This is a genomic window from Rhodocista pekingensis (genome assembly GCF_042665545.1).
GTDB classification, from domain to species: Bacteria; Pseudomonadota; Alphaproteobacteria; order Azospirillales; family Azospirillaceae; genus Rhodocista; species Rhodocista pekingensis.
Genome location: NZ_JBHTCM010000015.1, coordinates 135,251 through 159,714, shown reverse-complemented (window position 1 = coordinate 159,714; position 24,464 = coordinate 135,251). Strand labels below are relative to the sequence as shown.

Below are 24,464 nucleotides of genomic sequence, written 5' to 3'. Positions count from 1 at the left end.
GAATGCGCAAACTTCTTCACCGCAGCAGGCTATGAGCCAGAGTGAGCGGAAAACGCTCTAGAACCACCGGACACCCATACAACGGCGTAACGGCAGCAATAAACTGCTGTGCAGATGAGGGACTTGACGCGACGTGATCCTTTACAGAAATAACCGCGAATGTGACGCCCTTCTCTTTGACGATTGCATGTAAGACGGGGTAGCGCATTGTCGTGCTCTCCGTATATCAGGGAGAACAGCCTATAGCGGCAACCCGAAAGAGTCGAATCGCTAACCCGTTAGTACCTTCGCGCGAATTCGAATGTATGCACGGCCCTTTCCGCACCTTCATGTGGGCTGGGTTTGCGAAGTATATAATAGCCATAAAAAAAGCGGCGGGACCGAAGTCCCGCCGCCAGTCGATCAGCGAAGGCTGCGCCGATCAGTACTTGGCCGTCAGACCGACGAACACGTAGCGGCCCATGGCATCCTGGTAGACCTGCGGCCAGGTGTTGCCGTTGCAGGGGCCGGTCGGGCAGTTGGCACTGCCGGTCAGCGGCGGGTCGCGGTCGAAGATGTTGTTGGCGCCGATACGCAGCGTGTACGACTCCAGGAACTGATAGGTGATCGTGGCGTCGAAGTAGTTCTGCGTGCCGAGCTTCAGGTCGGTGCCGGCGACCTGGGCCGGGTTGTTCAGGCCCGGCTGGTCGGAGGTCGCGTCCAGCTCAGCCTTGGAGTAGTAGCGCCACTGGGTGGACAGGGTCAGGCCGGTGATCGGGGTGGTCCAGGTCAGGCGGGCCTTGTGGCGCCACTCCGGATTCGGCGTGCCGCAGACCGTGCCGTAGTAGCCGGTGCAGTCATAGGCCTTGTCGTTCGGCAGCGGCTGGGTCTTCAGCGTGTCCAGCCAGGTGCCGGCCATGGTGAAGGCCAGCGAGCCGGCATTGTTCAGACCGACATCCTCCAGGTCGAGGGAGTAGTCGATGTTGACGTCGATGCCGGTGGTCTTCAGCGAGCCGGTGTTGAGCGTGGTGTTGGTGATGTAACCCTGGTCGGACAGCCACAGCGAACCGTTGGCGTCGCGGTTCACCAGACCGCAGAAGTACGGGTCCAGGGTCTCAAGGCAGCGGGAGATGATCAGGTCGGCGCCGATGCCGCTGATGTAGTCCTCCACCTTGATGTCGAAGTAGTCGAACGACACGGTCAGGCCCGGGGCGAACTCGGGGGTCAGCACCACGCCGATCGAGTAGGTGTCGGAGGTTTCCGGATCGAGGTTCGGGTTACCGCCGTTCTTACCGTTGTACTGGGAGGCCGGGTTCTCCTCGATGGCCAGCACCTGGGCCGCCGTCAGACCGAACGCCTGGGCGCACCGGGCGACCAGAGAGTCACCCGCGGACAGGCCGGCGCAGGGATCGGTCGAACCGTCGAGCTGCACGACCTGCGGATCGTACAGTTCGAGGATGTTCGGCGCACGGACGGCGCGCTGGAAGCTGCCGCGGAAGCGGAGATCGGAGACGGGCGACCAGATCAGGCCCGCCTTGTAGGCGTCCGTCGAACCGACCGAGGAATACTCCGAGTACCGGAAGCCGGCATCCAACTCCAGCGACTGGGCGAAGGGCTTGTCCTCGACCAGCGGGATACGGATTTCGCCGTAGATTTCCTTCGTGTCGAAGTCGCCCTCGACCGGCAGGCTGGCGCCACCCGACCCGTTCAGCAGGCCGGCGGCCGCCGTGTAGTCGGAGGCGGAGTCGAGATACTCGCTGCGGTATTCGATACCGAACGCCACGCCCACGCCGCTGGTCGCGAAGGGGGACACGACGCCGTAGTTGGTCAGATCACCCGCCAGCGAGCCGCTGATGATCATCTCCTCGGTGTTGCCGGTGGCGTAGCTGGGGGTCTCCAGATAATCCAGCGCCTCCTGCGTCACGCCACCGATCTTGAAGATGTTGTACGGCACGCAGCTCGTATCGGAACCGTCGATCGCCGCCTGGCAGACGATGTTGCCGTTGGCGTCGCGCCGCGCGATCAGCGCGTTGCGGATCTTCTGGGTCTGGAAGAAGCCGGTCTGTGCCCGGTTGAACGAGGTGGCGCCGTATTGCAGGTAGGCGTCGTAGTTCCACTCGTCGGTGATGTCGCCGCGGACACCCGTCACGAACCGGTAGGCGGAGTGACGCATGTCACCCTGGCGGCCGCCGCCCTCGATGTTGCGGCGGGCGATCGTGCCGGTGAAGTTGTTCCGGGTTCCCGCATTCGCGCCGCAGAGCTGCTGCTGCTGCGTCGGGGTCATGAACGGGTTGTCGCAGTTCACCGAGAAGGTGCCGGCGAAGATGCCGCCCGGCGCGATCTGGTAGATCGAGCGGTCGTCCATGTACATGACATCGGCATAGACGTCCGCCCACGGCTGGATCTCGTAATGGGCGAAGGCGCCCAGCACGTAACGCTCGTCCGGGCGCTGGTAGTAGTTCGTCGGGCCGAAGTTGTAGACGTCGGTGCTGGCGTTGCGGGGGCGGAAGGTGTTGCCCGGGCCGGCCGGATCGACGACCCAGCTACCGAAGCGGGCCGGATAGGCCGTGCCGGAACCGCCGCAGGTGAACACGTCGCCGGAATTCAGCGAACAGGAGCTGAAGTCGCGGTCGCCCTGGAGAACCGCCTTGATCTCGCGGTAGCCGGCATAGGCCGTCACGTTGCCCTTGCCGTCGGCGCTGTTGGCACCGATCACCAGGGTCGCCTCGGACTGCTCACCGTCCGTCACGTTGGAATCGGGAACGGCGAAGTCCGTCGGGACCGAGGCGGAAGCGGACTTCGCCCGGATGATCGACTGGATGCCGTCGCTCTCGTTGTGATGCATGTAGAAGCCATGCTGCACATCGACGCGGACGCCCTCGAAGTCGCGCTCCATGATGAAGTTCACGACGCCGGCGATGGCGTCGGAACCGTACACCGCCGAAGCGCCGCCGGTGTTGACATCAACGCGCTGGACCAGCGAGGACGGAATGAAGTTCAGGTCGGGCGACGGGACCGAGGGGTCGCCCGGCATCAGGCGCCGGCCGTCGATCAGGACCAGGGTGCGGGACGAACCGAGGCCGCGCAGGTTGACGGTCGCCGTACCGGTGGAGCCGTTGGAGACCTGCCCGCCCTGAGCGGCGAACGCCTGCGGCAGTGAGTTCACCAGGTCCTCGACGCGGGTCACGCCCTGGGCCTTGATGTCCTCACCGGTGACGGCGGTAACGGGGCTGGTGCTGACGAGGTTCGGCGCGCGGATGCGCGACCCCGTGACGACGATCTCCTCAAGAGCGCCCGCTTCCTGGGCGACCGCATGGACCGGGACCATCGCAGGCATGGCGATCGCGACGGCCGCGCCGGCCAGAAGGGCCGCGCGCCGCACCCGGCGTTGCGTGTCAGTCATCTTCATCCGTTCTTTTCCCTTTCCGTGAAGTCCACTGTCGCTCTCCATCCGCCGCTTGGGCGCGACGTTCGGGGGAGCTGTGGCTGCGGCTATACGCGCGGAGGGGTTCATGCCCCCCACATTCCGCATAGCTGGCTGCCTGAAATATCAGACGATCTTCACGTAGGCGCAACGCTTCGACAGAAGCCATAAGCAGATCCTGGGAAAGCGTTGCATTTTTGCATACCGGGAGGCGCTGTTTGTTTCTCCAACCCACCCGTCCGGGCAAGAGACGGCATGCGCCGGGCCGAACGGACCGGATCGCTACTTCTGATTGATTGAAACGATTGCGGGGCGGTCAGCCACGCCCCGGGGGCGCCGCCCGGCGGGGCAGCCGCCCGGCTGCTTCGGACTGCCCGGCGGGCGGATCGGCGAAAAGGTCGGCGAAACAGACGTCCAGAACCTCCCGGTCGGCCGCCTCGGCCCGGTCGAACAGATCGGCCAGCCGGTCCTGCCAGGGGGCGCTGAGATGGCCGACCGAGCGCAGGTTGCCCCGGATCGCCATGCCCAGGCTGTGGCGCAGGTCGTCCACGGTGGCATCGGAAAGGTTGCGCGTCGCCACCCAGGCGCCGGCACGGGTCCGCGCCACCCAGTGCGCGGCCTGGAGCTGCTCCAGCATGCCGTCGATGACGTTGGCACCCACCGGCACGCGGGTGGCCAGCGTGCCGCGGCGGACGCCGACGCCCAGGCGCGCGGCCCGCTGCAACTCGTGCAGGATCGCCACCGCGACGACGATCCGCTGCGCCGAGAGCAGACCCTCCGGGCCGACCTGGGTGATCTTGCCGGCCCGCCATTCCGGAAGCGTGGCCGTGATCTCCGCCCCGAACAGGACGACCGTCCAGACCGTGTAGAGCCAGAACAGGAAGATCGGGATGACCGACAGCGCGCCGTAGATCGTCTCATAGGTCGGGAAGGCGGCGATGTAGAGCGCGAAGCCGACCTTCGACACCTCCATGAGCACTGCCGCCGCGACCCCGCCGACCAGGGCGTCGAACCACTGCACCTCCCGATTCGGGAGCATCAGGAACATCAGCGTGAAGGCGGCCGCCTCCAGCAGGCCCGGCAGCATGAAGCGCAGAACGGTGACCGCGTCCCGCCCTGTGACCTGGAGATCGGCGACGACGCCCGAGGTGACGGAGAGGCTGGCCCCCAGCAGCAGCGGCATGATCGTCAGCACCGCCCAGAAGGACAGCAGGCGGATCACCAGCGGCCGCGGCTCGGTCGCGCGGAAGATCACGTTCAGCGCCGCCTCGACGGAGAAGAACAGCAGGATGGAGGTGATCGACAGGCCGATCACCCCGAACCCGGTGAGCGCCGCGGCGTTGCTGATGAACTGGTCGAAATAGGCCTGCACCTCGTCGCTGACGGACGGGGCCAGACTGTCGAAGATCAGCGCCCGCGCCGTGTCGCGCAGCCGCCCGTAGGCCGGAAAGGCGGAGAAGATGGCGAAGGTGACGGTCAGCAGCGGCACCAGCGCCAGCAGCGTCGTGTAGGTCAGCGAGGCGGCGATGGCGAAGCCGTTGTTGTTCCAGAAGCGCGGCACGGCATGGCGGACCACCCCGATGGCGTCGGGCAGCCGGCCCGGCAGCCGCCGCAGCAGCCCGCGCAGCCGCCCGGATGTCAGCACCGCCGCCCCCCGGCGGCATCCCCCGCCCCGGCCTGCGACCGCCGGGCGGGCGGCATCTGTTTGACCCCAAAGGACGTTCGTGTAGGATGCGCGCCGCTTTTCCGGGCCGGTTTCCGCGAAACGGCCCGCGCCAGGGCGATTCCACTCCCAGCGGAGCGCATTTTATGACGACCAGTTCCAGCCTCATGGCCGGCAAGCGCGGCCTGATCATGGGCGTTGCCAACGACCGTTCGATCGCCTGGGGTATCGCCCAGGCGGTGCGGGCCCAGGGGGCGCAGCTCGGATTCACCTATGTCGGCGACGCCCTGCTGAAGCGGGTCCGGCCGCTGGCCGAACAGGCCGGATCGGACCTGATCCTGCCCTGCGACGTGACCGACGAGGCCAGCATCGACGCCGCCTTCGCCGCCGTCAAGGAACGCTGGGGCGGGCTCGACTTCGTGGTGCATGCGATCGCCTTCTCCGACAAGAACGAGCTGGACGGTCTCTACCTCAACACCACCCGGGCCAATTTCGCCCGGACGCTGGACATCTCCTGCTACTCCTTCACCGCCGTGGCGCAGCGCGCCGTGCCGCTGATGCAGCCGGGCGGCAGCCTGCTGACGCTCAGCTACTACGGCGCCGAGCAGGTGATGCCGCACTACAACGTGATGGGCGTCGCCAAGGCCGCGCTGGAATCCAGCGTCATGTATCTGGCGAACGACCTCGGGCCGAAGGGCATCCGGGTCAACTCGATCTCCGCCGGCCCGATCAAGACCCTGGCCGCCAGCGGCATCGGCGACTTCCGCTTCATCCTGAAGTGGAACGAGCTGAACGCGCCGCTGCGCCGCAATGTCACCATCCAGGATGTCGGCAACGCGGCGCTGTTCCTGCTGTCCGACCTGGGCGGCGGGGTCACGGGCGAGAACCTGCACGTCGATGCCGGCTACCACACGGTCGGCATGGCCGCCGTGGACAGCGCGGCGGAGACGGCGAAGCTGCTCCAGAGCCTGGGCGGCGACGCCGGCTGATCCCGGCGGCCTGACACAAGGAAACCGCGACCGTGGCCGGCAACAGCTTCGGCACCCTGTTCCGCTTCACCACCTTCGGCGAGAGCCATGGCCCCGCCATCGGCTGCATCGTGGACGGGGTGCCGCCGCGCCTGCCGCTGGACGAAGCCTTCATCCAGGGCTTCCTTGACCGACGCAGGCCGGGCCAGTCCCGCTTCGTCACCCAGCGGCAGGAGCCGGACGCGGTCCGCATCCTGTCGGGCGTGTTCGAGGGGCTCACCACCGGCACGCCGGTGATGCTGGAGATCGTGAACCAGGACCAGCGCTCCCGCGATTACGGGGAGATCAAGGACAGGTTCCGGCCCGGCCATGCCGACTGGACCTATCAGGCCAAATACGGCATCCGCGACCACCGCGGCGGCGGCCGCTCCTCCGCGCGGGAGACGGCCAGCCGCGTCGCGGCCGGTGCCGTCGCCCGGCGGGTGCTGGAGACCGCCCCCGCCCCGCTGACGGTCCGCGGCGCCCTGGTCCAGATCGGCCCGCACAAGGTGGACCGCTCCCGCTGGGACTGGGCCGAGGTGGAGCGCAATCCCTTCTTCTGCCCCGACGCCGACACGGCGGCGCTGTGGGCCGACTATCTGGACGGCGTGCGCAAGGCAGGCTCCTCCATCGGCGCGGTGGTCGAGGTGGTGGCCTCGGGCGTGCCGGCCGGCTGGGGCGAACCGATCTACGACAAGCTGGACGGCGATCTGGCCCGCGCCATGATGACGATCAACGCCGTCAAGGGCGTGGAGATCGGCGCCGGCTTCGCCGCGGCCGAACTGTCGGGGGAGGAGAACGCCGACGAGATGCGGGCCGGCCCCGACGGGCGGCCGCTGTTCCTGTCCAACCGGGCGGGCGGCATCCTGGGCGGCATCAGCACCGGCCAGGACATCGTCGTGCGCTTCGCGGTGAAGCCCACCAGTTCCATCCTGACACCGCGCCGGACCATCGACACCGCCGGCCACGAGACGGAGATCGTCACCAAGGGCCGGCACGACCCCTGCGTCGGCATCCGGGCCGTACCGGTGGGTGAGGCCATGATGGCCTGCGTGCTGGCCGACCATTTCCTGCGCCACCGCGCCCTGGTCGGCGCCCCTGGCCCGGTCGGCGACGGCAGCCCGCTCGGCGACGGCGATCCGGTCGGCGGCTGACGCGGACGGCGCTTCCCTTCCGCGGCCCGGTCGGGTGTATGCTGGACCGGTCATGCCTGCCCCGCCTCCCCTCGTCGCCATCGATTTCGAGACCGCCAACGAACAGCGCGCCAGCGCCTGTTCCATCGGGCTGTGCCGGGTGGAGAACGGGCAGGTGGTGCGGACGGCCGAGTATCTGATCCGGCCGCCGGAGCTGCGCTTCACCCCCTTCACCATCGCCATCCACGGCATCCGGCCGGAGGACGTGGCCGACGCGCCGGAGTTCCCGGATGTCTGGGACGCCCTGCGCCCGGACCTGGAAGGGGCGGTCCTGCTGGCCCACAATGCCAGCTTCGACATGGGCGTGCTGTGCGCCATGCTGGGGACCTACGGGCTGGCAGTGCCGGTCCACGGCTATCTCTGCACCCTGGTGGCGGCACGGCGGGCCTGGCCGGATCTTGAGAAGCACAGGCTGAACCATCTGGCCCGGCAGTTCGGCATCGAGCTGGAGCATCACCGCGCCGGCAGCGACGCCCGCGCCTGCGCCGGAATCGCGCTGCGGGCCATGGCCGACTGCGGCGCCGCCGACCCGGCGGAACTGGCGGCGGTGCTGGGGATCGGGCTCGGCGCCCTGGGGCCGGACGCGCACCAGCCCTGCCGCGCCCTGCCCCGCCGGGCCCAGCCTGCCGCGAGGCCTGTCCGCACAGCGGTGACGCACTGAGCCGCCGCGGGTGGTCAGCCATGCCATGGCGTCGCACCTTCCATCCCTGTAGCCTGTTCTACCCTGGATGACCCGCGACGTCGGGCAGGCCGTAGGGAGAGGAACGGAACGATCATGTCTGCGGTGATGCGCAATCTGGTCTGGGTCATCATCGGCGTGCTGGGCGCCGTCTGTCTGGGCGTCATCGCCCTGAACCGGGGGGAGACGATCAACGCCTTCTGGTTCATTGCCGCGGCGGCGGGTGTCTACGCCGTCGCCTACCGTCTCTATGCGGGCTGGATCGCCGCCCGCGTGATGTCGGCCGACCCCGGCCGCGCCACCCCGGCGCATCTGCTGAACGACGGGCGGGACTATGTTCCGACCCACCGCTGGATCACCTTCGGCCACCATTTCGCCGCCATCGCCGGCGCGGGTCCGCTGGTCGGCCCGACGCTGGCGGCGCAGTTCGGCTACCTGCCGGGAACGCTGTGGCTGCTGGCCGGCGCCGTGCTGGGCGGCTGCGTGCAGGACATGATCATCCTGTGGTGTTCGACCCGGCGCAACGGCCGCACCCTGGGCCAGATGGCGCGCGACGAGATGGGGCCGATTGCCGGCACCGCCGCCCTGATCGGCACGCTGCTGATCATGGTGCTGATCGTCGCCGTTCTGGGGCTCGTCGTCGTCAACGCCATGAAGCACAGCCCCTGGGGCACCTTCACGGTGGCGATGACCATCCCCATCGCCATCCTGGTCGGCATCTACATGCGCACCATCCGCCCCGGCCGGGTGCTGGAAGGATCGCTGATCGGCCTCTTCCTGCTGCTGGCGGCCACGGTCGGCGGCGGCTGGGTGGCGCAGCATCCGGTGCTGGGGCCGCTGTTCGACTTCGACGGGCCGGAACTGGCGCTGATGGTGATCGGCTACGGTCTGGTGGCCGCCATCCTGCCGGTCTGGCTGCTGCTGGCGCCGCGCGACTACATCAGCACCTTCATCAAGATCGGCGCCATCCTGCTGCTGGCCTTCGCCGTCGTCATCCTGCGGCCGGACATGCACATGCCGGCCCTGACCCGCTTCGTGGACGGCACCGGCCCGGTCGTGGCGGGCAGCATCTATCCCTTCCTCTTCATCACCATCGCCTGCGGTGCCGTCTCCGGCTTCCATGCCCTGATCTCCTCCGGCACGACGCCGAAGATGATCGCCAACGAGGCCGACCTGCGGCTGGTCGGCTACGGCAGCATGGCGATGGAGAGCTTCGTCGGTATCATGGCCCTGGTCGCCGCCTGCGTGCTGGAGCCGGGAGTCTACTTCGCCATCAACAGCGCCGCCGGCGTCGTCGGCGCCACGGCGGAACAGGCCACGGCCACCATCACCGGCTGGGGCTTCCCGGTGACGCCGGAACGGATGCACGAGCTGGCCGCCGCCATGGGCGAGAGCACGCTGTTCCACCGCACCGGCGGCGCACCGTCGCTGGCGGTGGGCATGGCGACGATCTTCGCCGGCGCCTTCGGCCAGGGCCTGCTGGCCGTCTGGTACCACTTCGCCATCATGTTCGAGGCGCTGTTCATCCTGACGGCGGTGGACGCCGGCACCCGCGTCGGCCGCTTCATGCTCCAGGACATGCTGGGCAACATCTGGCGGCCGCTGGGCGACACCGCCTCCTACCCGTCCACGGTCCTCTGCTCGGCCGTGTTCGTCGCCATGTGGGGCTATTTCCTCTATATCGGCGTCATCGACCCGCTGGGCGGCATCAACATCCTCTGGCCGCTGTTCGGCATCTCCAACCAGATGCTGGCGGCCATCGCGCTGGCCGTGGCCTCCACCATCCTGGTGAAGTCGGGCAAGCTCCGCTACGTCTGGGTCACGGCGGCACCGGCCGCCTTCCTGGCGGTGACGACGACCGTCGCGGCCTGGGAGAAGCTGTTCTCCGCCGACCCGCGCGTCGGCTTCCTGGCCGGGGCGGACGCGCTGGCGGCGAAGCTGGCGGCCGGCACCCTGCCGGCGGCGCAGCTCGCCGCCGCACCGAAGCTGATCTTCAACCAGCGGCTGGACGCGGCGCTGACGGTCTTCTTCGTCATCGTGCTCTGGGTCACCATCGTGGAGGCCGTCCGCATCTCCCGCCGGCACATCGCCGGCCGGTCTGTGCCGCCGCTGACGGAGACGCCGCGGGTGCCGATGGGCGCCGTTCCGGCGGCGGGGGACTGACCCCATGGCGATGGCGGGGCCGGCCTCCTTCCTGCGCACGGCATGGCAGGCATTGCGGGAGATCTCCGGCGACGATGCCTATGACCGCTACCTGGAGCGGCACGCCGCCACCCACCCCGAGGAACCGCCGCTGGACCGGGAGGCCTTCTACCTCTCGGAGCTGGACCGGCGGTTCAGCGGGGTGAGCCGCTGCTGCTGAGCGGCGGGGCGCCGGGCGGAAGGGCGGTGTCCGACAACAGCCCCGCCACCTCGCGCACGCCCAGCGCCGTGGTCAGGACGATGGCATCGGCGCGGTGCAGGTCGGCCACGGTCACCGGCCGCTCCGCCGCGTCCCAGGCCTCCGCCAGCACGGCGCGCATGGTGCCGGGCAGCGCCCCCTCGCTCACCGGCGGGGTGACCCAGCCGCAGTCCAGCCGCAGGAACAGGTTCGCGGCACTGGCCTCCGCCACCCGTCCGGCGGTGTTCAGCAGCACGGCGTCGTCCGCCCCGGCCGCCGCCGCCTCCCGCCTTGCCAGGATGGAATCCAGGTAGTTCAGGCTCTTCACCCGGCTGAGCGGGGAGTGCTCGTTGCGCCGGGTGGTGCGCGCCACCAGCAGCCGCGCGGGCGGCGGGGGTGGCGGCAGCGGACCCGCCGTCAGCAGCAGCGTCGGCCGCGGCGGCACCGGCCGCGGCAGCCCGCGCGGTCCCGGCCCGGCCGTCAGCGTCAGCCGCACCGCCGCGTCCGCCAGCCCGTTGGCCCGCACCACCTGCTCCAGCGCATCGGCCAGGGCGTCGTCGCCGGCCGGCACCGGCAGGCCGAGGATGTCCGCACCCGCCCGCAGCCGGGCAAAGTGTGCCTCTAGCCGGAGCGCCCGGCCGCCGCGGACGCAGATCGTCTCGAACAGCCCGTCGCCCAGCAACAGGCCCCGGTCCCCCGGATCGACCCGCGCCTCCCCCGCCGGCCGCAGGCACCCGTCAAGCCAGAGGATGGGGGTCATTCCGCCGCCTCCTGCCCGCCGGCGGCCGCGGCGGGGGGCCAGGGCGCGGGGGGCCAGGGCATGGTGGGGTCGAGGGCGAGCAGGACGGCGCGGGCCTTGGTCAGGCTCTCCTGGTATTCCGCCTCCGGGTCGCTGTCGGCGACGATGCCGCCGCCGGCCTGGACCTGCACCCGGTCACCGGCGGCGCAGAGGGTGCGGATGACGATGGAGCTGTCCATCGCCCCGTCCCAGCCGATCCAGACGACCGAGCCGCAGTAGGGGCCGCGGCGGGCGGGTTCCAGCTCGCGGATGATCTGCATGGCCCGGATCTTGGGCGCCCCGGTGATGGAGCCGCCGGGAAAGGCGGCGCGCAGCAGGTCCACCGGCCCCAGGCCGGGGCGCAGCCGCGCCTCCACCACCGAGACCAGATGGTGGACCGTGCGGTAGCTCTCCAGCGCCATGAGGGCGGGCACGCGGACGCTGCCCACCGCCGCCACCCGCGACAGGTCGTTGCGCAGCAGGTCCACGATCATCAGGTTCTCCGCCCGGTCCTTGCCGCTGGCCAGCAGGTCGGCGGCAAGGGCTGCGTCGGCCTCCGGCGTGGCCCCGCGCGGGCGGGTCCCCTTGATCGGCCGCGTCTCGATGCGGCCGTCCGCCGTGAGCGAGAGGAACCGCTCGGGCGAGCCCGAGGCCACCACCCGGCCGCCGCCGAGGTCGAGACAGGCGCTGAACGGTGCGGCGGTGCGCCGGCGCAGGGCGCGGTAAGCCCGCCAGGGCGTCGCCCCCGGCGCCAGCCGGCCGAGGAAGCGCTGGGTGTAATTGACCTGATAGACGTCACCGGCGCGGATGTAGTCCAGGATGCGGGCGATGGCGGCGCGGAACCGCTCGGGCGTCTGCTCCGCCTGCCAGCCGGGCGGGGCCAGCAGGCTCTCCCCCTCCCCGCCCCCGGCCTCGTCCGCCGCCGCTTCCGCCGCCAGGGCGGCGCCCCGCCGGAGGTCGTCCGCCAGTGCCTGCGCCCGGACACGGTCGGGGCCGATCACCCAGGCCCGCCCTGCCGCATGGTCGAAGGCCGCCGCCGTGTCGTAGAGCCCCACCGCCATGTCGGGGAACGGCAGCCCCGCGGCCTGCGGCGGCGGCAGCCGTTCCAGCCGTCCGCCCGCTTCGTAGCCCAGGATGCCGACGGCCCCGCCCTGGAAGGGCGGCAGTCCCGGCACCGCCGGCCGCCGGCCACGGGCCAGCAGCGCCTCCAGCAAGGCGAAGGGATCGGCCCCACAGGCGTCCGGGGCCACGCCGTCCAGCGTCACGCCGGCCGGCCCCGCCTCCAGCCACGCCACCGGATCGGCCACGATATAGGAGAAACGGCCGCGGTCGGGTGACGCGGCCCCGTCCAGCAGCAGGGCGCGGGGCCGCCCGGCCAGGGCGGTGAAGGCGTCCGCCGGATCGAACGGCGGCAGGTCCAGGATCACGGGGACTCCAGGATCACGGGGGCTGCGGTCATGGCGGCGACCTTAGCCGCGTGGCCCCGGGCCGCCAAGCGCCGCCGGGACGCCCGCCTGCATGCCTGGGGACACGCCAACTGCGCGACGAGCGAAACCGTTCGGCAACCGGCGCGTAACCGAACGGGGCTGGCGTGGTCCGCGCCTTTGTGGTGGGATGTCCCCGCCGGAAGAGGAACCAGTCCAGGTCCGGCCCCGCCCGCCCTTTCCAACCGGATACGACATTACCCGCCATGATGAAGGTCATCGTCAGGATATTCGCCGTGATCGGCCTGCTTGCCGTCCTGCTGGTCGGCGGCGCGGTCGCCATCGGCATGATGCTGTCGCCGGGCCGTCCGACCCTGCCCGACAGCGTCGTGCTGGAACTGGATCTGGAGAAGCCCCTGTCGGAACAGGCGCCGGGCAACCCCTTCGCCGCCCTGTCCTCGGACCAGAAGGCCACCCTGCACGACGTGGTCGCCACCCTGGACCGCGCCGCCCGCGACCCGCGGGTGAAGGGGCTGATCGCCCATGCCGGTACGGCCGAGGGCGGCGTCGCCACCCTTCAGGAGCTGCGCGACGCCGTCGAGCGCTTCCGCGCCGCTGGCAAGTTCGCCCTGGTCCATGCCGAGACGTTCGGCGAATTCTCCCCCGGGATGCAGTCCTACTATCTCGCCACCGCGTTCGACGAGATCTGGCTGCAACCGGTCGGCACCCTGGGCATCACCGGCGTCCTCTCGGAGCGGCCGCTGCTGCGCGGCACGCTGGAGAAGCTGAAGATCGAGCCGCAGATCGACAAGCGCTACGAATACAAGACCGCGGCCGAGCAGTTCATGGAGCGGGAGCCGACCCCGGCCAACAAGGAAATGACGGAGTCGCTGATCGGCGATCTCTACGAACAGATGGTCGCCGGCATCGCGGCCGACCGCAAGCTGCCCATCGACGCCGTGAACGCCGCCGTGGACCGCGCCCCCCTGCTGGACAAGGAGGCGCTGGAACTGAAGCTGGTGGACCGGCTCGGCTACTATGACGAGCTGGTGGACGCGGCCAAGGAGCGCACCCGCTCCGACAAGGGCACGGCGAAGACAGTGGCGCTGACCGACTACCGCGACGCCGCGGAGGAGACCGACGCGCAGGCCCCGGTCGTCGCCCTGGTCGTGGGCGAGGGCGGCATTACCCGCGGCGAGAGCGACAGCAACCCGGTGACGGGCAGCGAAGGCTTCGGCGCCACGGATGTCGCCAAGGCGATCAACGCCGCCGCCGCCGACAGCAGCGTCAAGGCCATCCTGTTCCGCGTGAACAGCCCCGGCGGCTCCGCCGTCGGGTCGGAGGTCGTGCGCCGGGCGGTGAAGCGGGCGCGCGAGCAGGGCAAGCCGGTGATCGTCTCCATGGGCGATCTCGCGGCCTCGGGCGGCTACTGGGTGTCGATGGACGCCGACCGCATCGTGGCCCAGCCGGGCACCTTCACCGGCTCCATCGGCGTGCTGGGCGGCAAGATGGTCACCAGCGGGCTGACGGACATGCTGGGGGTCAGCTACGGGATGACCTCCCGCGGCAAGAACGCCACCATGTGGACGACGCAGCAGCCCTACACCCCGGCCGAGCTGGACCGCCGCGCCGCCCTGCTGGACGACATCTACGTCCAGTTCACCGCCGGCGTCTCGGCCGGCCGCAACCTGCCGCTGGAGAAGGTGCAGGAGGTGGCCAAGGGCCGTGTCTGGACCGGCCGGCAGGCCAAGGAGATCGGGCTGGTCGATGCGCTGGGTGGCTACGCCACGGCGCTCGCCCAGACGCGGGAGGTCATGGGGCTGAGCGCCGACGCGCCGGTCCGGGTCGCCCTCTTCCCGAAGCCGAAGTCGCAGTTCGAGCTGATCATGAGCCTGTTCGACGGCGGGGCCCGGGTGCAGCTCGGCCAGTGGGTGCTGGCCGACGCGCTGGCCGAGTACCGGCCGCTGCTGACCCAGGTGGAGCCGCTGCTGCGGGCCACCCGGACGGAGGAACAGACCGTGCTGATGCCACCGGTCGGCATCGCCGGCCACTGAGGTCACGGCTGACCGCCCCGCCGGGACCCGTCCCGGCGGGGCGGTGGCGCCTCTGCGCCCCTGCCCTATCCGTCCCGGCGGCCGCCGATCAGGAACTCGCGGTTGCCCTCCGGTCCCTGGATCGGGCTCTCCGCGATCCCCAGCACACGCCAGCCCGGCAGCCCGGCCAGCCAGCCGCCGATGCGCTCGCAGACCTCCTGGTGCAGCTCCGGCTCGCGCACCACGCCGCCCTTGCCGACACGGCCCTTGCCGACCTCGAACTGCGGCTTGATCAGCGCGACCAGCCCCGCCCCCGGCCGGGCCAGCGCCAGCGGTGCCGGCAGCACCGTCTCCAGCCCGATGAAGCTGGCATCGCAGACCACCAGATCCACCGGCTCGGGCACCTGCTCCGCCGACAGGTGACGGGCGTTGGTCTTTTCCAGCACGACAACGCGCGGGTCCTCGCGCAGCTTCCAGGCAAGCTGGCCGTGGCCGACATCCACGGCGTAGACGCGCGCCGCCCCGCGGGAGAGCAGCACGTCCGTGAAGCCGCCGGTGGAGGCGCCGACATCCAGGCAGACCAGACCCGTCGGGTCGATCCCGAAGGTGTCCAGCCCCTTCACCAGCTTCAGCCCGCCGCGGCTGACCCAGGGATGCTCCTGTCCCTTCACCGTCAGCGGCTGGTCCGCCGCCAGCGTGTCGCCGGCCTTGTCGATCCGCCGCGTGCCGGTGAAGACGAGACCGGCCAGGACCAGCGCCTGGGCCTTGCTGCGGCTTTCCGCGAGGCCGCGGTCCACCAGGGCCTGGTCCACCCGTGTCTTCGGCACTTTGGACATGGTTCGCACGTTCGTGGTAAGGGGGCCGTTCGGGTTTCCATCCGCCGGGACAGCCATGCAGCGCACGCCACGCCCCCGCATCGCCGCCGCCCTCACGCTGGCCGCGGCCATCCTCGCCCTTGCCGCCTGCAACACCGTCGAGGGCATCGGCAAGGATATCCAGAAGGCCGGACAGGCCATCGAGGGCGCCGGGCAGAAGGGGAAGAAGTAGCCGGCCGCCGGGACCCGGTCAAACCCGCGTCTCCCCGCGCCGGGGCAGCGGTGCTATGCTGCGCCCCATGGACGCGCGCATCCGCCCCATCCTGGACGAACTGAAGGCCGGGCTCGTGGAGCTGTACGGCGACCGGCTGGACCGCGTCATCCTCTACGGCAGCCAGGCCCGCGGCGACGCCCGCCCGGACAGCGACATCGACGTGCTGGTGGTGCTGCGGGGGGCGTTCGACCGGGCGGCGGAACAGCGCCAACTCGCCCGGCTGGCGGTGCCGATCGAACTGCGGGACAGGGTCATCATCTCGCCCGTGCTGCGGACGGTGGATGAGATTGATCAGCACCATCCCTTCTACCGGAACGTCCTGCGCGACGGGATGCGGCTGTGACGACCGGGCCGTCCGTCCAGCTCCTGCTGGCACGGGCGGAGCAGACCCTGGCGGCGGCCCGTTACACCCTCGCCGGCGGTTTCGCCGGGACCGCACTGAACCGGGCCTACTGCGCCATGTTCTATGCGGCGTCCGCGGCGCTGGCCGCTCTGGACCTGTTTCCACGGACGCATGCCGGGGTGCGGACCCTGCTGGGCCAGCGGCTGGTGCTGACCGGCCGTCTGTCGCTCGACGCCATGGAACGCTACAGCGCCGCCTTCGCCGCCCGGATGGAGACTGACTATTCCGGACGCGATCCTTCGGAGCAGGAGACGCGGAGCTATGTCGAGGATGCGACGCTTTTCCTGGCCGAAATCCGGGCTCTGCTGGCGGCGGACGGCCGCTGACCGGTCTCCCGGCACGACAAAGGCCGCGCCGGAGGGGGCCGGCGCGGCCTTTGCGCATCCGATGAAGCGTATCCGTTGACGCCGGAACCCGGTCAGGCCCGCGCCGCCGGGGCCTCCGCCGCCAGACCCGTGCCCAGCGCCTTCAGCGCCGTCTCCACGATGTGGCGGGCGTTCAGCCCGGCCTCGTCGTACTGCTTGGCCGGCGCGTCCTGGTCCTGGAAGATGTCGGGCAGCACCATCGGCCGCACCTTCAGGCCCTGGTCGAGGAGGCCGGCCTGCGCCAGGAAGTGCAGCACGTAGCTGCCGAACCCGCCGATCGAGCCCTCCTCGATGGTGATCAGCACCTCGTGCTCCTGCGCCAGCCGGCGGATCAGCGCCTCGTCGATCGGCTTGGCGAAGCGGGCGTCCGCCACGGTGGTGGAGAGGCCGCGGGCGTTCAGATCCTCCGCCGCCAGCAGCGCCTCCTGCAAGCGGGTGCCGAGCGACAGGATGGCGACCTTCGTGCCCTCCTTCACGATGCGACCCTTGCCGATCTCCAGCACCTGGCCGCGCTCCGGCATCTCCAGGCCGACGCCCTCCCCGCGCGGATAGCGCACGGCGATGGGGCCGTGGTCGTAGGCCGCCGCGGTGGCGACCATGTGCTTCAGCTCGGCCTCGTCCGCCGCCGCCATGATGACGATGTTCGGCACGCAGCCGAGATAGGCCACGTCGAAGGCGCCGGCATGGGTGCAGCCATCCGACCCGACCAGACCGGCGCGGTCGATGGCGAAGCGCACCGGCAGGTTCTGGATGCAGACGTCGTGGACCACCTGGTCGTAGGCGCGTTGCAGGAAGGTCGAATAGATGGCGCAGAACGGCTTCAGCCCCTCCGACGCGAGGCCGGCGGCGAAGGTGACCGCGTGCTGCTCGGCGATGCCGACATCGTAGGTGCGGTCGGGGAAGCGCTTCTCGAACAGGTCCAGGCCGGTGCCCGACGGCATGGCCGCCGTGATGGCGACGACGCGGCTGTCGGCCTCGGCCTCCTGGATCAGGCTGTCGGCGAAGACCCGGGTGTAGCTCGGCGCGTTCGCCTTCGCCTTCGCCTGGGCGCCGGTGATGACGTCGAACTTGCTGACGGCGTGCAGCTTGTCGGCGGACCGCTCGGCCGGGCCGTAGCCGCGGCCCTTCTGGGTCACGGCATGGATCAGGACGGGGCCGGTGCCCTGGTCGTCGCGGATGTTCTCCAGGACCGGCAGCAGGTGGTCCAGGTTGTGACCGTCGATGGGCCCGACATAGTAGAAGCCCATCTCCTCGAACAGCGTGCCGCCGGTGACGAAGCCGCGGGCGTACTCCTCGGCCCGGCGGGCGGCCTCCTGCAAGGGCCGCGGCAGCCGCTCGGCCACCTGCTTGCCCAGCTCGCGCAGACCGCGGTACTGGCGCGACGAGATCAGCCGCGACAGGTAGCCGCTCATCGCGCCCACGGGCGGGGCGATGGACATGTCGTTGTCGTTCAGGATGACGATCAGGCGGCTGTTCATCGCGCCCGCGTTGTTCATGGCCTCGTAGGCCATGCCGGCGCTGATGGAGCCGTCACCGATGACGCAGATGACGTGGTTCTTGTGGCCGAGCTGGTCGCGCCCCACCGCCATGCCCAGGGCAGCGGAGATGCTGGTCGAGCTGTGCCCGGCGCCGAACGGGTCGTACTCGCTCTCCGCCCGCTTGGTGAAGCCCGACAGGCCGCCGCCCATACGCAGGGTGCGGATGCGGTCGCGCCGCCCGGTCAGGATCTTGTGCGGGTAGCACTGGTGACCGACGTCCCAGATCAGCCGGTCCGCCGGGGTGTTGAAGGCATAGTGGATGGCGACGGTCAGCTCGACCACGCCCAGCCCGGCACCCAGATGGCCGCCGGTCACGGAGACGGCGTTGATCGTCTCCGTGCGCAGCTCGTCCGCAAGCTGCCGCAACTGCGAGGGGTCGAGCTTGCGCAGATCCTCCGGCGTATTGACCGTATCGAGCAACGGCGTCTTCGACTCCACCATCATCCCATTCCTTCCACCAAGCGCCGGGCCGCCGTCTGCGGGGGGCATCACGAACGCCGATCGACAACGTAGCGGGCGACCTGCTTCAGCATGTCCGCCCGGCCCTCGAAAATGTCCAGGTGCGCCATCGCCTGGTCGGCGAGGCGGCCTGCCTGCTCGCGCGCCCGTTCAACGCCCAGGATCGAGACGAAGGTGGCCTTGTTGGCGCCCTCGTCGCGGCCCACGGACTTCCCGGTCTCGGCCTCGGTCCCCTCGACGTCCAGCAGGTCGTCGGCGATCTGGAAGGCGAGGCCCAGGTCGTGCGCGTATGCTTGAAGCGCATGATGCTGCGGCGGGGAAGCGCGACCTAGGATCGCACCGGCCGTCGCGGAGAAGGCGATCAGCTCCCCGGTCTTCAGGCGCTGCAACCGGGTGATGGCGCCGATGTCGAAGGTCTGGTGCTCGGCCATCAGGTCCAGCATCTGGCCGCCGACCATGCCGCGCGGGCCGGCCGCCTTGGCCAGGGCGGAGACGAGACGGCAGCGCACCTGCGCATCCTCGTGCGTCTCCGGATCGGCCAGAATCTCGAAGGCCACGGTCAGCAGGGCGTCGCCCGCCAGGATCGCCGTGGCCTCGTCATACTCCAGATGCAGGGTCGGGCGGCCGCGGCGCAGGTCGGAATCGTCCATGGCCGGCAGATCGTCATGGACCAGGCTGTAGCAGTGGATGAACTCCACCGCCGCGGCGGCGCGCAGGGCGCAGGCCGGGTTCACCCCGAACAGGCGCGCGCTTTCCATGACCAGGAAGGGACGCAGCCTCTTGCCACCGCCGAGGCAGCCGTAGCGCATCGCCTCGAACAGGCGGGCTTCGGGCAGGTCGACACGGGGCAACAGGACGTCGATGGCGGCTTCCACCTGTTCGACGGTGTCGGCCATGGCGGCGGTGAGGGTCTTGGACAAGCTGGGCATCCGGAAAAAAGGCGTCAGTCGAGCCGCGCCGGTTCGGCGGCAAGCGCGCCGTCGGCCGCGACGGTGATGCGGTCCACCTTCTGCTGCGCATCGCGGAGTTTCATCTCGCAATGCCGCTTCAGGAGCGTCCCGCGTTCATAGAATCGAATGGCGTCGTCCAGCCGGGCCTTGCCCTCCTCAAGCTGGCGCACGATGCGCTCCAGCTCGGTAAGGGCGTCCTCGAAGGACAGGGCCGCGATCTCGGACGGCAGACTGGAATCGGTCATGTCGGCAGGTTCCGTTGCGGAGCCGGAGACTCTATGACCACTGGCGCATCACCGCAAGCTAGACCGCCATCAGCGCCTTGACGTGGACGGCGGCGGAGTTGGCCAAGGCGCGCAGATCGTAGCCGCCTTCGAGGACGGACACCATGCGACCTGCTGCGTGCTTCGCCGCCATCTCCCCCAGCTTCTCCGTCACCCAGGCGAAATCGTCCTCCATCAGATGCAGGCCGGCCATGGGGTCGCGGCTGTGCGCGTCGAACCCGGCGGAGATCAGCAGAATCTCCGGCCGGAAGGCGTCCAGCCGCGGCAGCAGCTTGGTCTGCACCGCGTGGCGGAACTCCGGGCTGCCGGACATCGGCCCCAGACAGGCGTTCACCACGTTCTCGTAGTCGCCGTGCTCCCGTGCGGAGCCCGTGCCGGGATAGAGCGGCCACTGGTGGGTGGAGAGATAGAGCAGGGACGGGTCGTGCTGGCAGTAGGTCTGGGTGCCGTTGCCGTGGTGGACATCGAAGTCGATGATGGCCACCCGGCGCATCCCGCGGGCCCGGGCATGGGCCGCCCCGACCGCGACATTGTTGAACAGGCAGAAGCCCATGGCCTTGTCGGGCTCGGCATGGTGGCCGGGCGGGCGGACGGCGCAGAAGGCGTTGCGGGCCTCCCCCGCCAGCACGGCGTCAATGGCGGCGCAGACGGCGCCGGCCGAGCGCAGCGCGGCTTCCCAGGAGCCGGGAGAGACCAGGGTATCGGCATCCAGGGTGGCGTAGCCGCTCTGCGGCATCGCCGCTTCCAGACTGTCGAGGTAGCTGGCCGGGTGGACGCGCTCAAGCTGCTCCCGCGTCACGCGGGGAGCCTCGCGCCGGTCCAGGAACATGAAGGCCTCATCCTCCAGCGCCCGCAGCACCGCCCGCAGCCGCTCCTGGCATTCGGGATGCCCCTCGCCCGTGTCGTGATCGAGACAGGCGGAGTGGGTGAACAACGCCGTATGCATCGTTTTTCCTGGGTGGCTTCCTCCACCCGCATCATCCCGCAAACGGCGTCGGGATTCATGAAGAATCTGTGATGGGCCCGGGATGGCCCCGACGGCCGTCGGGGCCGGACGTCAGCCGCCGCGCCGGATACGGAAGCCGAAGACGCCGTCCCGGTCCTCCCGTCCCAGCAGGACATGGCCGGCGGCGGCACAGAACGCCTCGAAGTCGCGCGGGGCGGCGGGATCGCTGGCACTGACCGCCAGCACCTGGCCCGGCGCCATGCCGCTCAGCACCTTGCGCGCCCGCAGGACCGGAAGCGGGCAGACCAGGCCGGTGCAGTCCAGGCTGCGGTCGGCATCCATCGGGGGGAGTTTCCCTTGTTTCTGTTCGCGCGAAGGATGTTTCTCTTAATTTTTCCGGACCCGCTTGACCGGACGGCCATGCGACCGATTTCCCTGACATGAATGTGAACGTCCTCAAAGTCAACGCACGCCGGGCCGCCGCCTTGCTCAAGGCGATGGCGAACGAGCGCCGCATCCTGATCCTCTGCCACCTCATGGAGCAGGAGCGGTCGGTGGGTGAGCTGGAACGTCTGGTGGGCCTCTCGCAGTCGGCCCTGTCGCAGCACCTTGCCCGGCTGCGCCGGGACAAGCTGGTGCGGACACGCCGCAGCGCCCAGACGATCTACTACTCGCTGAACGGCGACGCCGCCCCGCTCATCATGGCCTCGCTCCTGGAGCTGTTCGGGAGCGAAGGCGCGCGCGCGCGCCGCGACGGCAAGAGCCCGCCCTGCGCGCCGGAGCCGGTGGGGTTCTGACCCCGCCCGCTCCCGGCCCTATCCCGCGGATGCCGGTCCCTCGGCGGCGAAGATGGGATAGCGGCCGAAGTCGCGCACCGGCCGCAGCACCACGTTGGTGACGATGCGGGCGACCCCCAGTTCGGGGTCGTCGATCCAGCCCGTCGTCAGGTCCTGATAGGCGTCCAGGTCCTCGCACACCAGCTTGGCGATGTAGTCGAAGGGGCCGCTGACCTCGAAGCACTCGATCACCTCGGGCGTGTCGCGCAGGCGGCGCTCGAAGCGGTGCCGCGCGTCCCTGCCCTGCTTCTCCAGCGCCACCTGGGCCAGCACGAAGACGCAGGACTGCAACTTGCGCACGTCCACCAGCGCCTGGTAGCGGACGATCAGCCCCTCCTTCTCCAGCCGGCGCACCCGTTCCAGGCAGGGGCGGGGCGACAGCCCGACCCGCTCGGACAGGGCCTGGTTGGTGATGCGCCCGTCGTCCTGGAGTTCCTGGAGGATTCTCAGGTCGATCTGGTCCAGCCTGCGTCGCATGGTCCCCCGTCGTGCCGCACCGCCGCCACGGGGAGCGAGCTTGTCCGATGCCGCCGGATCAGTCCAGCAGTGCCGGCTGTACCGCCACCTCGGCCACCGTCTCCGGCGCCGCCGCGGCAGCCCGGACCGAGCGGCGGTCGAGCCGCAGGGTCAGGCAGAAGGCGGACCCGCCGGACAGCCCGAAGCTGCGGATCGGCACCTCGTGGACGCGGTAGCCGCGCTCGGCCAGTGCCGCCTTGAGATCGTCCGACGCCTCGGCCAGCACCACGTCGCGGCCGAGATTGACGGCGTTGGCGGCCAGCCGCACGGCATCCGCCTCCGGCACCGCGATCAGCCGGTCCGCCCCGATCCGCTCGCGCAGCCGGCCGCGGCCCTCGGCGGAGAAGGCGCCCGGCACGTACAGCACCTCGCCTCCCGAGAGCGGACAGAGGGCCGTGTCCATGTGGTAGAAGCGCGGGTCCACCAGTTCCAGCGGCTCCACCTCCTCCCCGAACAGGTCGGCCACGACCGCGGCGGCCTCCCGGTCGGAGCGGAAGCCATGGCCCAGGAAGAAGACGCCCCGCCCGGCATCGTGGACGCAGTCGCCCGCCCCCTCCAGGCAGAGGCCCGGCGGCATGTCGTGGACCGCATCCAGCAGGCCGCGGCTGGCCAGCCCGTCGAAGAAGCGGCGGAAGTGCGGCTCCTCCGGCCGGCGCTCGGGATGGCGGAAGCGGGCGACCAGCGCCTTGCCGTCCAGCACGACCGCGGCATTGGCGGTGAAGACCAGATCGGGCAGGCCGGGGTGCGGGGCCACCAGCTCGACGGCCGCGCCGAGCTGGTGCAGGCGGTTGCGCAGCGCCGACCAGCCGGCGGCGGCGGCCCCGCTCAGCTCCGCCCGCCGAGACTCCCACTCGTCGGGGCGCATCCAGGGATTGATGGTGTAGCTGACCTCGAAATGGTCGGGGGCGCACATGATGATCCGCGGCCGGGCGGGCTCGGGCCAGGCGGACTCAGGCCGGGCGGACTCAGGCTGGGCGGAAGGCCACAGGCCGGGGGCGGTCGCGTCGATGGTCACGGTCGTCCTCGCGTCGGAAGGGGGGCCGGGTCAGGTCACGTCGGGCCCGGCCGCAAGGGCGGCGAGCGCCTCCTCCAGCCGGTCGATGCCGTGGTCCAGGGTTTCGCGGTCGATCACCAGCGGCGGGGCCAGCCGGATCACGGTCTCGTGCGTCTCCTTGCTGAGCACGCCGCGGCGCATCAGCGCCTCGCAGACGGCGCGGGCGGAGGCGCGGGCCGGGTCGATCTCGACCCCGACCCAGAGGCCGCGGCCGCGCACCTCCCGCACCAGGGGCGAGTCGATCCGGCGCAGCCGCTCCATCATATGGGCGCCCAGCTCGGCGGAGCGGGCCACCAGCCCCTCCTCCTCGATCACCGCCAGGGCGGCCTCGCCCACGGCCGCGGCCAGCGGGTTGCCGCCGAAGGTGGAGCCGTGGTTGCCCGGCTCGAACATGTCGATCAGCCCGCGCCGCGCCACGAAGGCGGAGACCGGCATCACCCCGCCGCCCAGCGCCTTGCCCAGGCACAGCCCGTCGGGGCGGATGCCCTCATGCTCGAAGGCGAACCAGGCGCCGGTGCGGCCCAGGCCGGACTGCACCTCGTCCAGGATCAGCAGCACGCCGTGGCGGTCGCAGATCTCGCGCAGCCGCCGCAGATAGCCCTCGGGCGGGACGACGATCCCGGCCTCGCCCTGGATCGGCTCCACCAGCACGGCGGCGGTGTGCGGGCCGATGGCGGCCTCCACCGCCGCCGCGTCGCCGAAGGGCACCGCCCGGAAGCCGGGGGCGAAGGGGCCGAAGCCGTCGCGGTAGTCGGCTTCGGAGGAGAAGCCGACGATCGTCGTGGTGCGGCCGTGGAAGTTGCCCTCGGCCACGATGATCTCCGCCCGGCCGTCGGGGATGCCCTTGACCCGGTGGCCCCAGCGCCGCGCCGCCTTGATCGCCGTCTCCACCGCCTCCGCTCCGGTGTTCATGGGGCAGGCGGCGTCCAGCCCCGCCAGGGTGCAGAGACGGGCCAGAAACGGGCCCAGACGGTCGGTGTGGAAGGCGCGGGAGACGATGGCCACCCGCCCGGCCTGCTGCTGGAGCGCGTCGAGCACCCTCGGATGGCCGTGGCCGACATTGACCGCCGAATAGGCGCTCATCATGTCCAGGTAGCGGCGGCCGTCGGAGTCCCAGAGCCAGACGCCCTTGGCCCGGTTGATGACGACCGGCAGCGGCCGGTAGTTGCGGGCGCACCAGCGCGCCTCAATGGCGATCGCGCCGCCCGCCGGTCCGAAGCTGCCGTCCATCCGCCCCTCCCGCCTGCCGTGTCCGGGCCTGTCGTGCCGGCCCCTTCGGGACAGCATGGCACGGGGGCGGCAGCCGAAACGGCCGAAGTGGCTGCCATGGGCGACAGGTCCGGGCCGCGGGCCCCGCCATGGGCGACGGTTCCGGCCGCCGCGACGATGCGGCCCCTTGCCGGCGCGGACCGTGCCGGGGCATGGCGCACCCCCATTTCGCCGGCGGTTTCCGACGCGCCGGAA

The 24,464-nt window shown here is 70.5% G+C and carries 23 protein-coding genes; 10 read left to right on the top strand and 13 right to left on the bottom strand.

All coding sequences use genetic code 11. The features are described 5' to 3' along the window. Positions 1–421: 421 nt before the first annotated feature. Together ACFQPS_RS14750 and ACFQPS_RS14745 are read right to left on the bottom strand one after the other, a co-directional pair. Complete coding sequence (locus ACFQPS_RS14750) at positions 422–3,388, bottom strand: TonB-dependent receptor domain-containing protein (RefSeq protein ID WP_377359984.1); 2,967 nt, start codon at positions 3,386–3,388, stop codon at positions 422–424. Positions 3,389–3,719: 331 nt separating this feature from the next. Continuing rightward, positions 3,720–5,048: a YihY family inner membrane protein gene (locus ACFQPS_RS14745; protein WP_377359983.1), complete on the bottom strand. Its 1,329-nt coding sequence runs from the start codon at positions 5,046–5,048 to the stop codon at positions 3,720–3,722. A gap of 164 nt (positions 5,049–5,212) precedes the next feature. Here ACFQPS_RS14745 and fabI point away from each other — a divergent pair, with 164 nt between their 5' ends. From fabI to ACFQPS_RS14720, 5 genes are all read left to right on the top strand, one after another. Beyond that, positions 5,213–6,055, top strand: a complete 843-nt coding sequence (gene fabI / locus ACFQPS_RS14740) for an enoyl-ACP reductase FabI (protein WP_377359982.1) — start codon at positions 5,213–5,215, stop codon at positions 6,053–6,055. A gap of 32 nt (positions 6,056–6,087) precedes the next feature. After that, positions 6,088–7,227, top strand: coding sequence for a chorismate synthase (gene aroC / locus ACFQPS_RS14735; RefSeq protein ID WP_377359981.1), 1,140 nt, complete (start codon positions 6,088–6,090; stop codon positions 7,225–7,227). A 52-nt stretch (positions 7,228–7,279) separates the two neighbouring features. Further along, positions 7,280–7,927, top strand: a complete 648-nt coding sequence (locus tag ACFQPS_RS14730; RefSeq protein WP_377359980.1) for a 3'-5' exonuclease — start codon at positions 7,280–7,282, stop codon at positions 7,925–7,927. A 114-nt stretch (positions 7,928–8,041) separates the two neighbouring features. Then, positions 8,042–10,108, top strand: a complete 2,067-nt coding sequence (locus ACFQPS_RS14725; protein WP_377359979.1) for a carbon starvation CstA family protein — start codon at positions 8,042–8,044, stop codon at positions 10,106–10,108. A gap of 4 nt (positions 10,109–10,112) precedes the next feature. Beyond that, on the top strand, positions 10,113–10,307 hold the full coding sequence (locus ACFQPS_RS14720) for a YbdD/YjiX family protein (protein WP_377359978.1): 195 nt from the start codon (positions 10,113–10,115) through the stop codon (positions 10,305–10,307). Here ACFQPS_RS14720 and ACFQPS_RS14715 read toward each other — a convergent pair. Both ACFQPS_RS14715 and pabB read right to left on the bottom strand, forming a co-directional pair. Next, positions 10,282–11,085: an aminotransferase class IV gene (locus ACFQPS_RS14715; protein ID WP_377359977.1), complete on the bottom strand. Its 804-nt coding sequence runs from the start codon at positions 11,083–11,085 to the stop codon at positions 10,282–10,284. The genes ACFQPS_RS14720 and ACFQPS_RS14715 overlap by 26 nt on opposite strands. Next, a complete protein-coding gene (gene pabB, locus ACFQPS_RS14710) occupies positions 11,082–12,530 on the bottom strand; it encodes an aminodeoxychorismate synthase component I (RefSeq protein WP_377359976.1) in 1,449 nt (482 codons plus the stop codon). The genes ACFQPS_RS14715 and pabB overlap by 4 nt, the downstream gene beginning before the upstream one ends. Before the next feature lie 263 nt (positions 12,531–12,793). Between pabB and sppA the strand changes: the two genes are divergently transcribed. Continuing rightward, positions 12,794–14,581, top strand: a complete 1,788-nt coding sequence (sppA, locus tag ACFQPS_RS14705) for a signal peptide peptidase SppA (RefSeq protein ID WP_377359975.1) — start codon at positions 12,794–12,796, stop codon at positions 14,579–14,581. A gap of 65 nt (positions 14,582–14,646) precedes the next feature. Here the strand turns inward: sppA and ACFQPS_RS14700 are convergent, their stop codons facing one another. After that, on the bottom strand, positions 14,647–15,396 hold the full coding sequence (locus ACFQPS_RS14700) for a TlyA family RNA methyltransferase (RefSeq protein ID WP_377359974.1): 750 nt from the start codon (positions 15,394–15,396) through the stop codon (positions 14,647–14,649). A 55-nt stretch (positions 15,397–15,451) separates the two neighbouring features. On the opposite strand from ACFQPS_RS14700, the gene ACFQPS_RS14695 reads away from it, so the two are divergent. Genes ACFQPS_RS14695 through ACFQPS_RS14685 form a run of 3 tightly spaced genes read left to right on the top strand, consistent with a single transcriptional unit; the run spans position 15,452 to position 16,378 of the window. Further along, entirely contained in the window at positions 15,452–15,607 is a 156-nt protein-coding gene (locus ACFQPS_RS14695) for an entericidin A/B family lipoprotein (RefSeq protein ID WP_377359973.1), read from the top strand. Between the two features lie 55 nt (positions 15,608–15,662). After that, entirely contained in the window at positions 15,663–15,992 is a 330-nt protein-coding gene (locus ACFQPS_RS14690) for a nucleotidyltransferase domain-containing protein (RefSeq protein ID WP_377359972.1), read from the top strand. Further along, the gene (locus ACFQPS_RS14685; protein WP_377359971.1) at positions 15,989–16,378 is read left to right on the top strand and encodes a HEPN domain-containing protein; all 390 of its coding nucleotides are present in this window, start codon (positions 15,989–15,991) and stop codon (positions 16,376–16,378) included. Before ACFQPS_RS14690 ends, ACFQPS_RS14685 begins: the two co-directional genes overlap by 4 nt. Positions 16,379–16,470: 92 nt before the next feature. Here ACFQPS_RS14685 and dxs read toward each other — a convergent pair whose 3' ends face one another. The 5 genes from dxs to ACFQPS_RS14660 all read right to left on the bottom strand — a co-directional run bounded on the left by dxs (position 16,471) and on the right by ACFQPS_RS14660 (position 20,936). After that, the gene (dxs, locus tag ACFQPS_RS14680) at positions 16,471–18,399 is read right to left on the bottom strand and encodes a 1-deoxy-D-xylulose-5-phosphate synthase (protein ID WP_377359970.1); all 1,929 of its coding nucleotides are present in this window, start codon (positions 18,397–18,399) and stop codon (positions 16,471–16,473) included. A gap of 44 nt (positions 18,400–18,443) precedes the next feature. Then, complete coding sequence (locus ACFQPS_RS14675) at positions 18,444–19,343, bottom strand: polyprenyl synthetase family protein (protein WP_377359969.1); 900 nt, start codon at positions 19,341–19,343, stop codon at positions 18,444–18,446. Between the two features lie 14 nt (positions 19,344–19,357). Further along, a complete protein-coding gene (locus tag ACFQPS_RS14670; protein ID WP_377359968.1) occupies positions 19,358–19,609 on the bottom strand; it encodes an exodeoxyribonuclease VII small subunit in 252 nt (83 codons plus the stop codon). 58 nt (positions 19,610–19,667) lie between these two features. Further along, positions 19,668–20,594, bottom strand: a complete 927-nt coding sequence (locus ACFQPS_RS14665) for a histone deacetylase family protein (RefSeq protein WP_377359967.1) — start codon at positions 20,592–20,594, stop codon at positions 19,668–19,670. Between the two features lie 111 nt (positions 20,595–20,705). Continuing rightward, on the bottom strand, positions 20,706–20,936 hold the full coding sequence (locus tag ACFQPS_RS14660; protein ID WP_377359966.1) for a sulfurtransferase TusA family protein: 231 nt from the start codon (positions 20,934–20,936) through the stop codon (positions 20,706–20,708). 98 nt (positions 20,937–21,034) lie between these two features. On the opposite strand from ACFQPS_RS14660, the gene ACFQPS_RS14655 reads away from it, so the two are divergent. Further along, entirely contained in the window at positions 21,035–21,391 is a 357-nt protein-coding gene (locus ACFQPS_RS14655; protein WP_377359965.1) for an ArsR/SmtB family transcription factor, read from the top strand. Between the two features lie 18 nt (positions 21,392–21,409). On the opposite strand, the gene ACFQPS_RS14650 is transcribed toward ACFQPS_RS14655, so the two are convergent. From ACFQPS_RS14650 to rocD, 3 genes are read right to left on the bottom strand one after another with little or no spacing between them, the layout of a single operon-like run. Further along, positions 21,410–21,907 (bottom strand): Lrp/AsnC family transcriptional regulator, encoded by a 498-nt coding sequence (locus ACFQPS_RS14650; RefSeq protein ID WP_377359964.1) that lies wholly within the window; start codon positions 21,905–21,907, stop codon positions 21,410–21,412. A gap of 58 nt (positions 21,908–21,965) precedes the next feature. Beyond that, on the bottom strand, positions 21,966–22,961 hold the full coding sequence (locus ACFQPS_RS14645; protein WP_377359963.1) for a dimethylarginine dimethylaminohydrolase family protein: 996 nt from the start codon (positions 22,959–22,961) through the stop codon (positions 21,966–21,968). A 30-nt stretch (positions 22,962–22,991) separates the two neighbouring features. Continuing rightward, entirely contained in the window at positions 22,992–24,230 is a 1,239-nt protein-coding gene (gene rocD, locus ACFQPS_RS14640) for an ornithine--oxo-acid transaminase (RefSeq protein WP_377359962.1), read from the bottom strand. Positions 24,231–24,464 lie beyond the last annotated feature (234 nt).

Bases quoted from the DNA above. Each gene is read 5' to 3' on its own strand.
- ACFQPS_RS14750 (WP_377359984.1), bottom strand. From the start codon at position 3,388: ATGAAGATGACTGACACGCAACGCCGGGTGCGGCGCGCGGCCCTTCTG.
- fabI (WP_377359982.1), top strand. From the start codon at position 5,213: ATGACGACCAGTTCCAGCCTCATGGCCGGCAAGCGCGGCCTGATCATG.
- ACFQPS_RS14730 (WP_377359980.1), top strand. From the start codon at position 7,280: ATGCCTGCCCCGCCTCCCCTCGTCGCCATCGATTTCGAGACCGCCAAC.
- ACFQPS_RS14725 (WP_377359979.1), top strand. From the start codon at position 8,042: ATGTCTGCGGTGATGCGCAATCTGGTCTGGGTCATCATCGGCGTGCTG.
- ACFQPS_RS14720 (WP_377359978.1), top strand. From the start codon at position 10,113: ATGGCGATGGCGGGGCCGGCCTCCTTCCTGCGCACGGCATGGCAGGCA.
- ACFQPS_RS14715 (WP_377359977.1), bottom strand. From the start codon at position 11,085: ATGACCCCCATCCTCTGGCTTGACGGGTGCCTGCGGCCGGCGGGGGAG.
- sppA (WP_377359975.1), top strand. From the start codon at position 12,794: ATGATGAAGGTCATCGTCAGGATATTCGCCGTGATCGGCCTGCTTGCC.
- ACFQPS_RS14700 (WP_377359974.1), bottom strand. From the start codon at position 15,396: ATGTCCAAAGTGCCGAAGACACGGGTGGACCAGGCCCTGGTGGACCGC.
- ACFQPS_RS14695 (WP_377359973.1), top strand. From the start codon at position 15,452: ATGCAGCGCACGCCACGCCCCCGCATCGCCGCCGCCCTCACGCTGGCC.
- ACFQPS_RS14690 (WP_377359972.1), top strand. From the start codon at position 15,663: ATGCTGCGCCCCATGGACGCGCGCATCCGCCCCATCCTGGACGAACTG.
- dxs (WP_377359970.1), bottom strand. From the start codon at position 18,399: ATGATGGTGGAGTCGAAGACGCCGTTGCTCGATACGGTCAATACGCCG.
- ACFQPS_RS14675 (WP_377359969.1), bottom strand. From the start codon at position 19,343: ATGCCCAGCTTGTCCAAGACCCTCACCGCCGCCATGGCCGACACCGTC.
- ACFQPS_RS14670 (WP_377359968.1), bottom strand. From the start codon at position 19,609: ATGACCGATTCCAGTCTGCCGTCCGAGATCGCGGCCCTGTCCTTCGAG.
- ACFQPS_RS14665 (WP_377359967.1), bottom strand. From the start codon at position 20,594: ATGCATACGGCGTTGTTCACCCACTCCGCCTGTCTCGATCACGACACG.
- ACFQPS_RS14660 (WP_377359966.1), bottom strand. From the start codon at position 20,936: ATGGATGCCGACCGCAGCCTGGACTGCACCGGCCTGGTCTGCCCGCTT.
- ACFQPS_RS14655 (WP_377359965.1), top strand. From the start codon at position 21,035: ATGAATGTGAACGTCCTCAAAGTCAACGCACGCCGGGCCGCCGCCTTG.
- ACFQPS_RS14650 (WP_377359964.1), bottom strand. From the start codon at position 21,907: ATGCGACGCAGGCTGGACCAGATCGACCTGAGAATCCTCCAGGAACTC.
- rocD (WP_377359962.1), bottom strand. From the start codon at position 24,230: ATGGACGGCAGCTTCGGACCGGCGGGCGGCGCGATCGCCATTGAGGCG.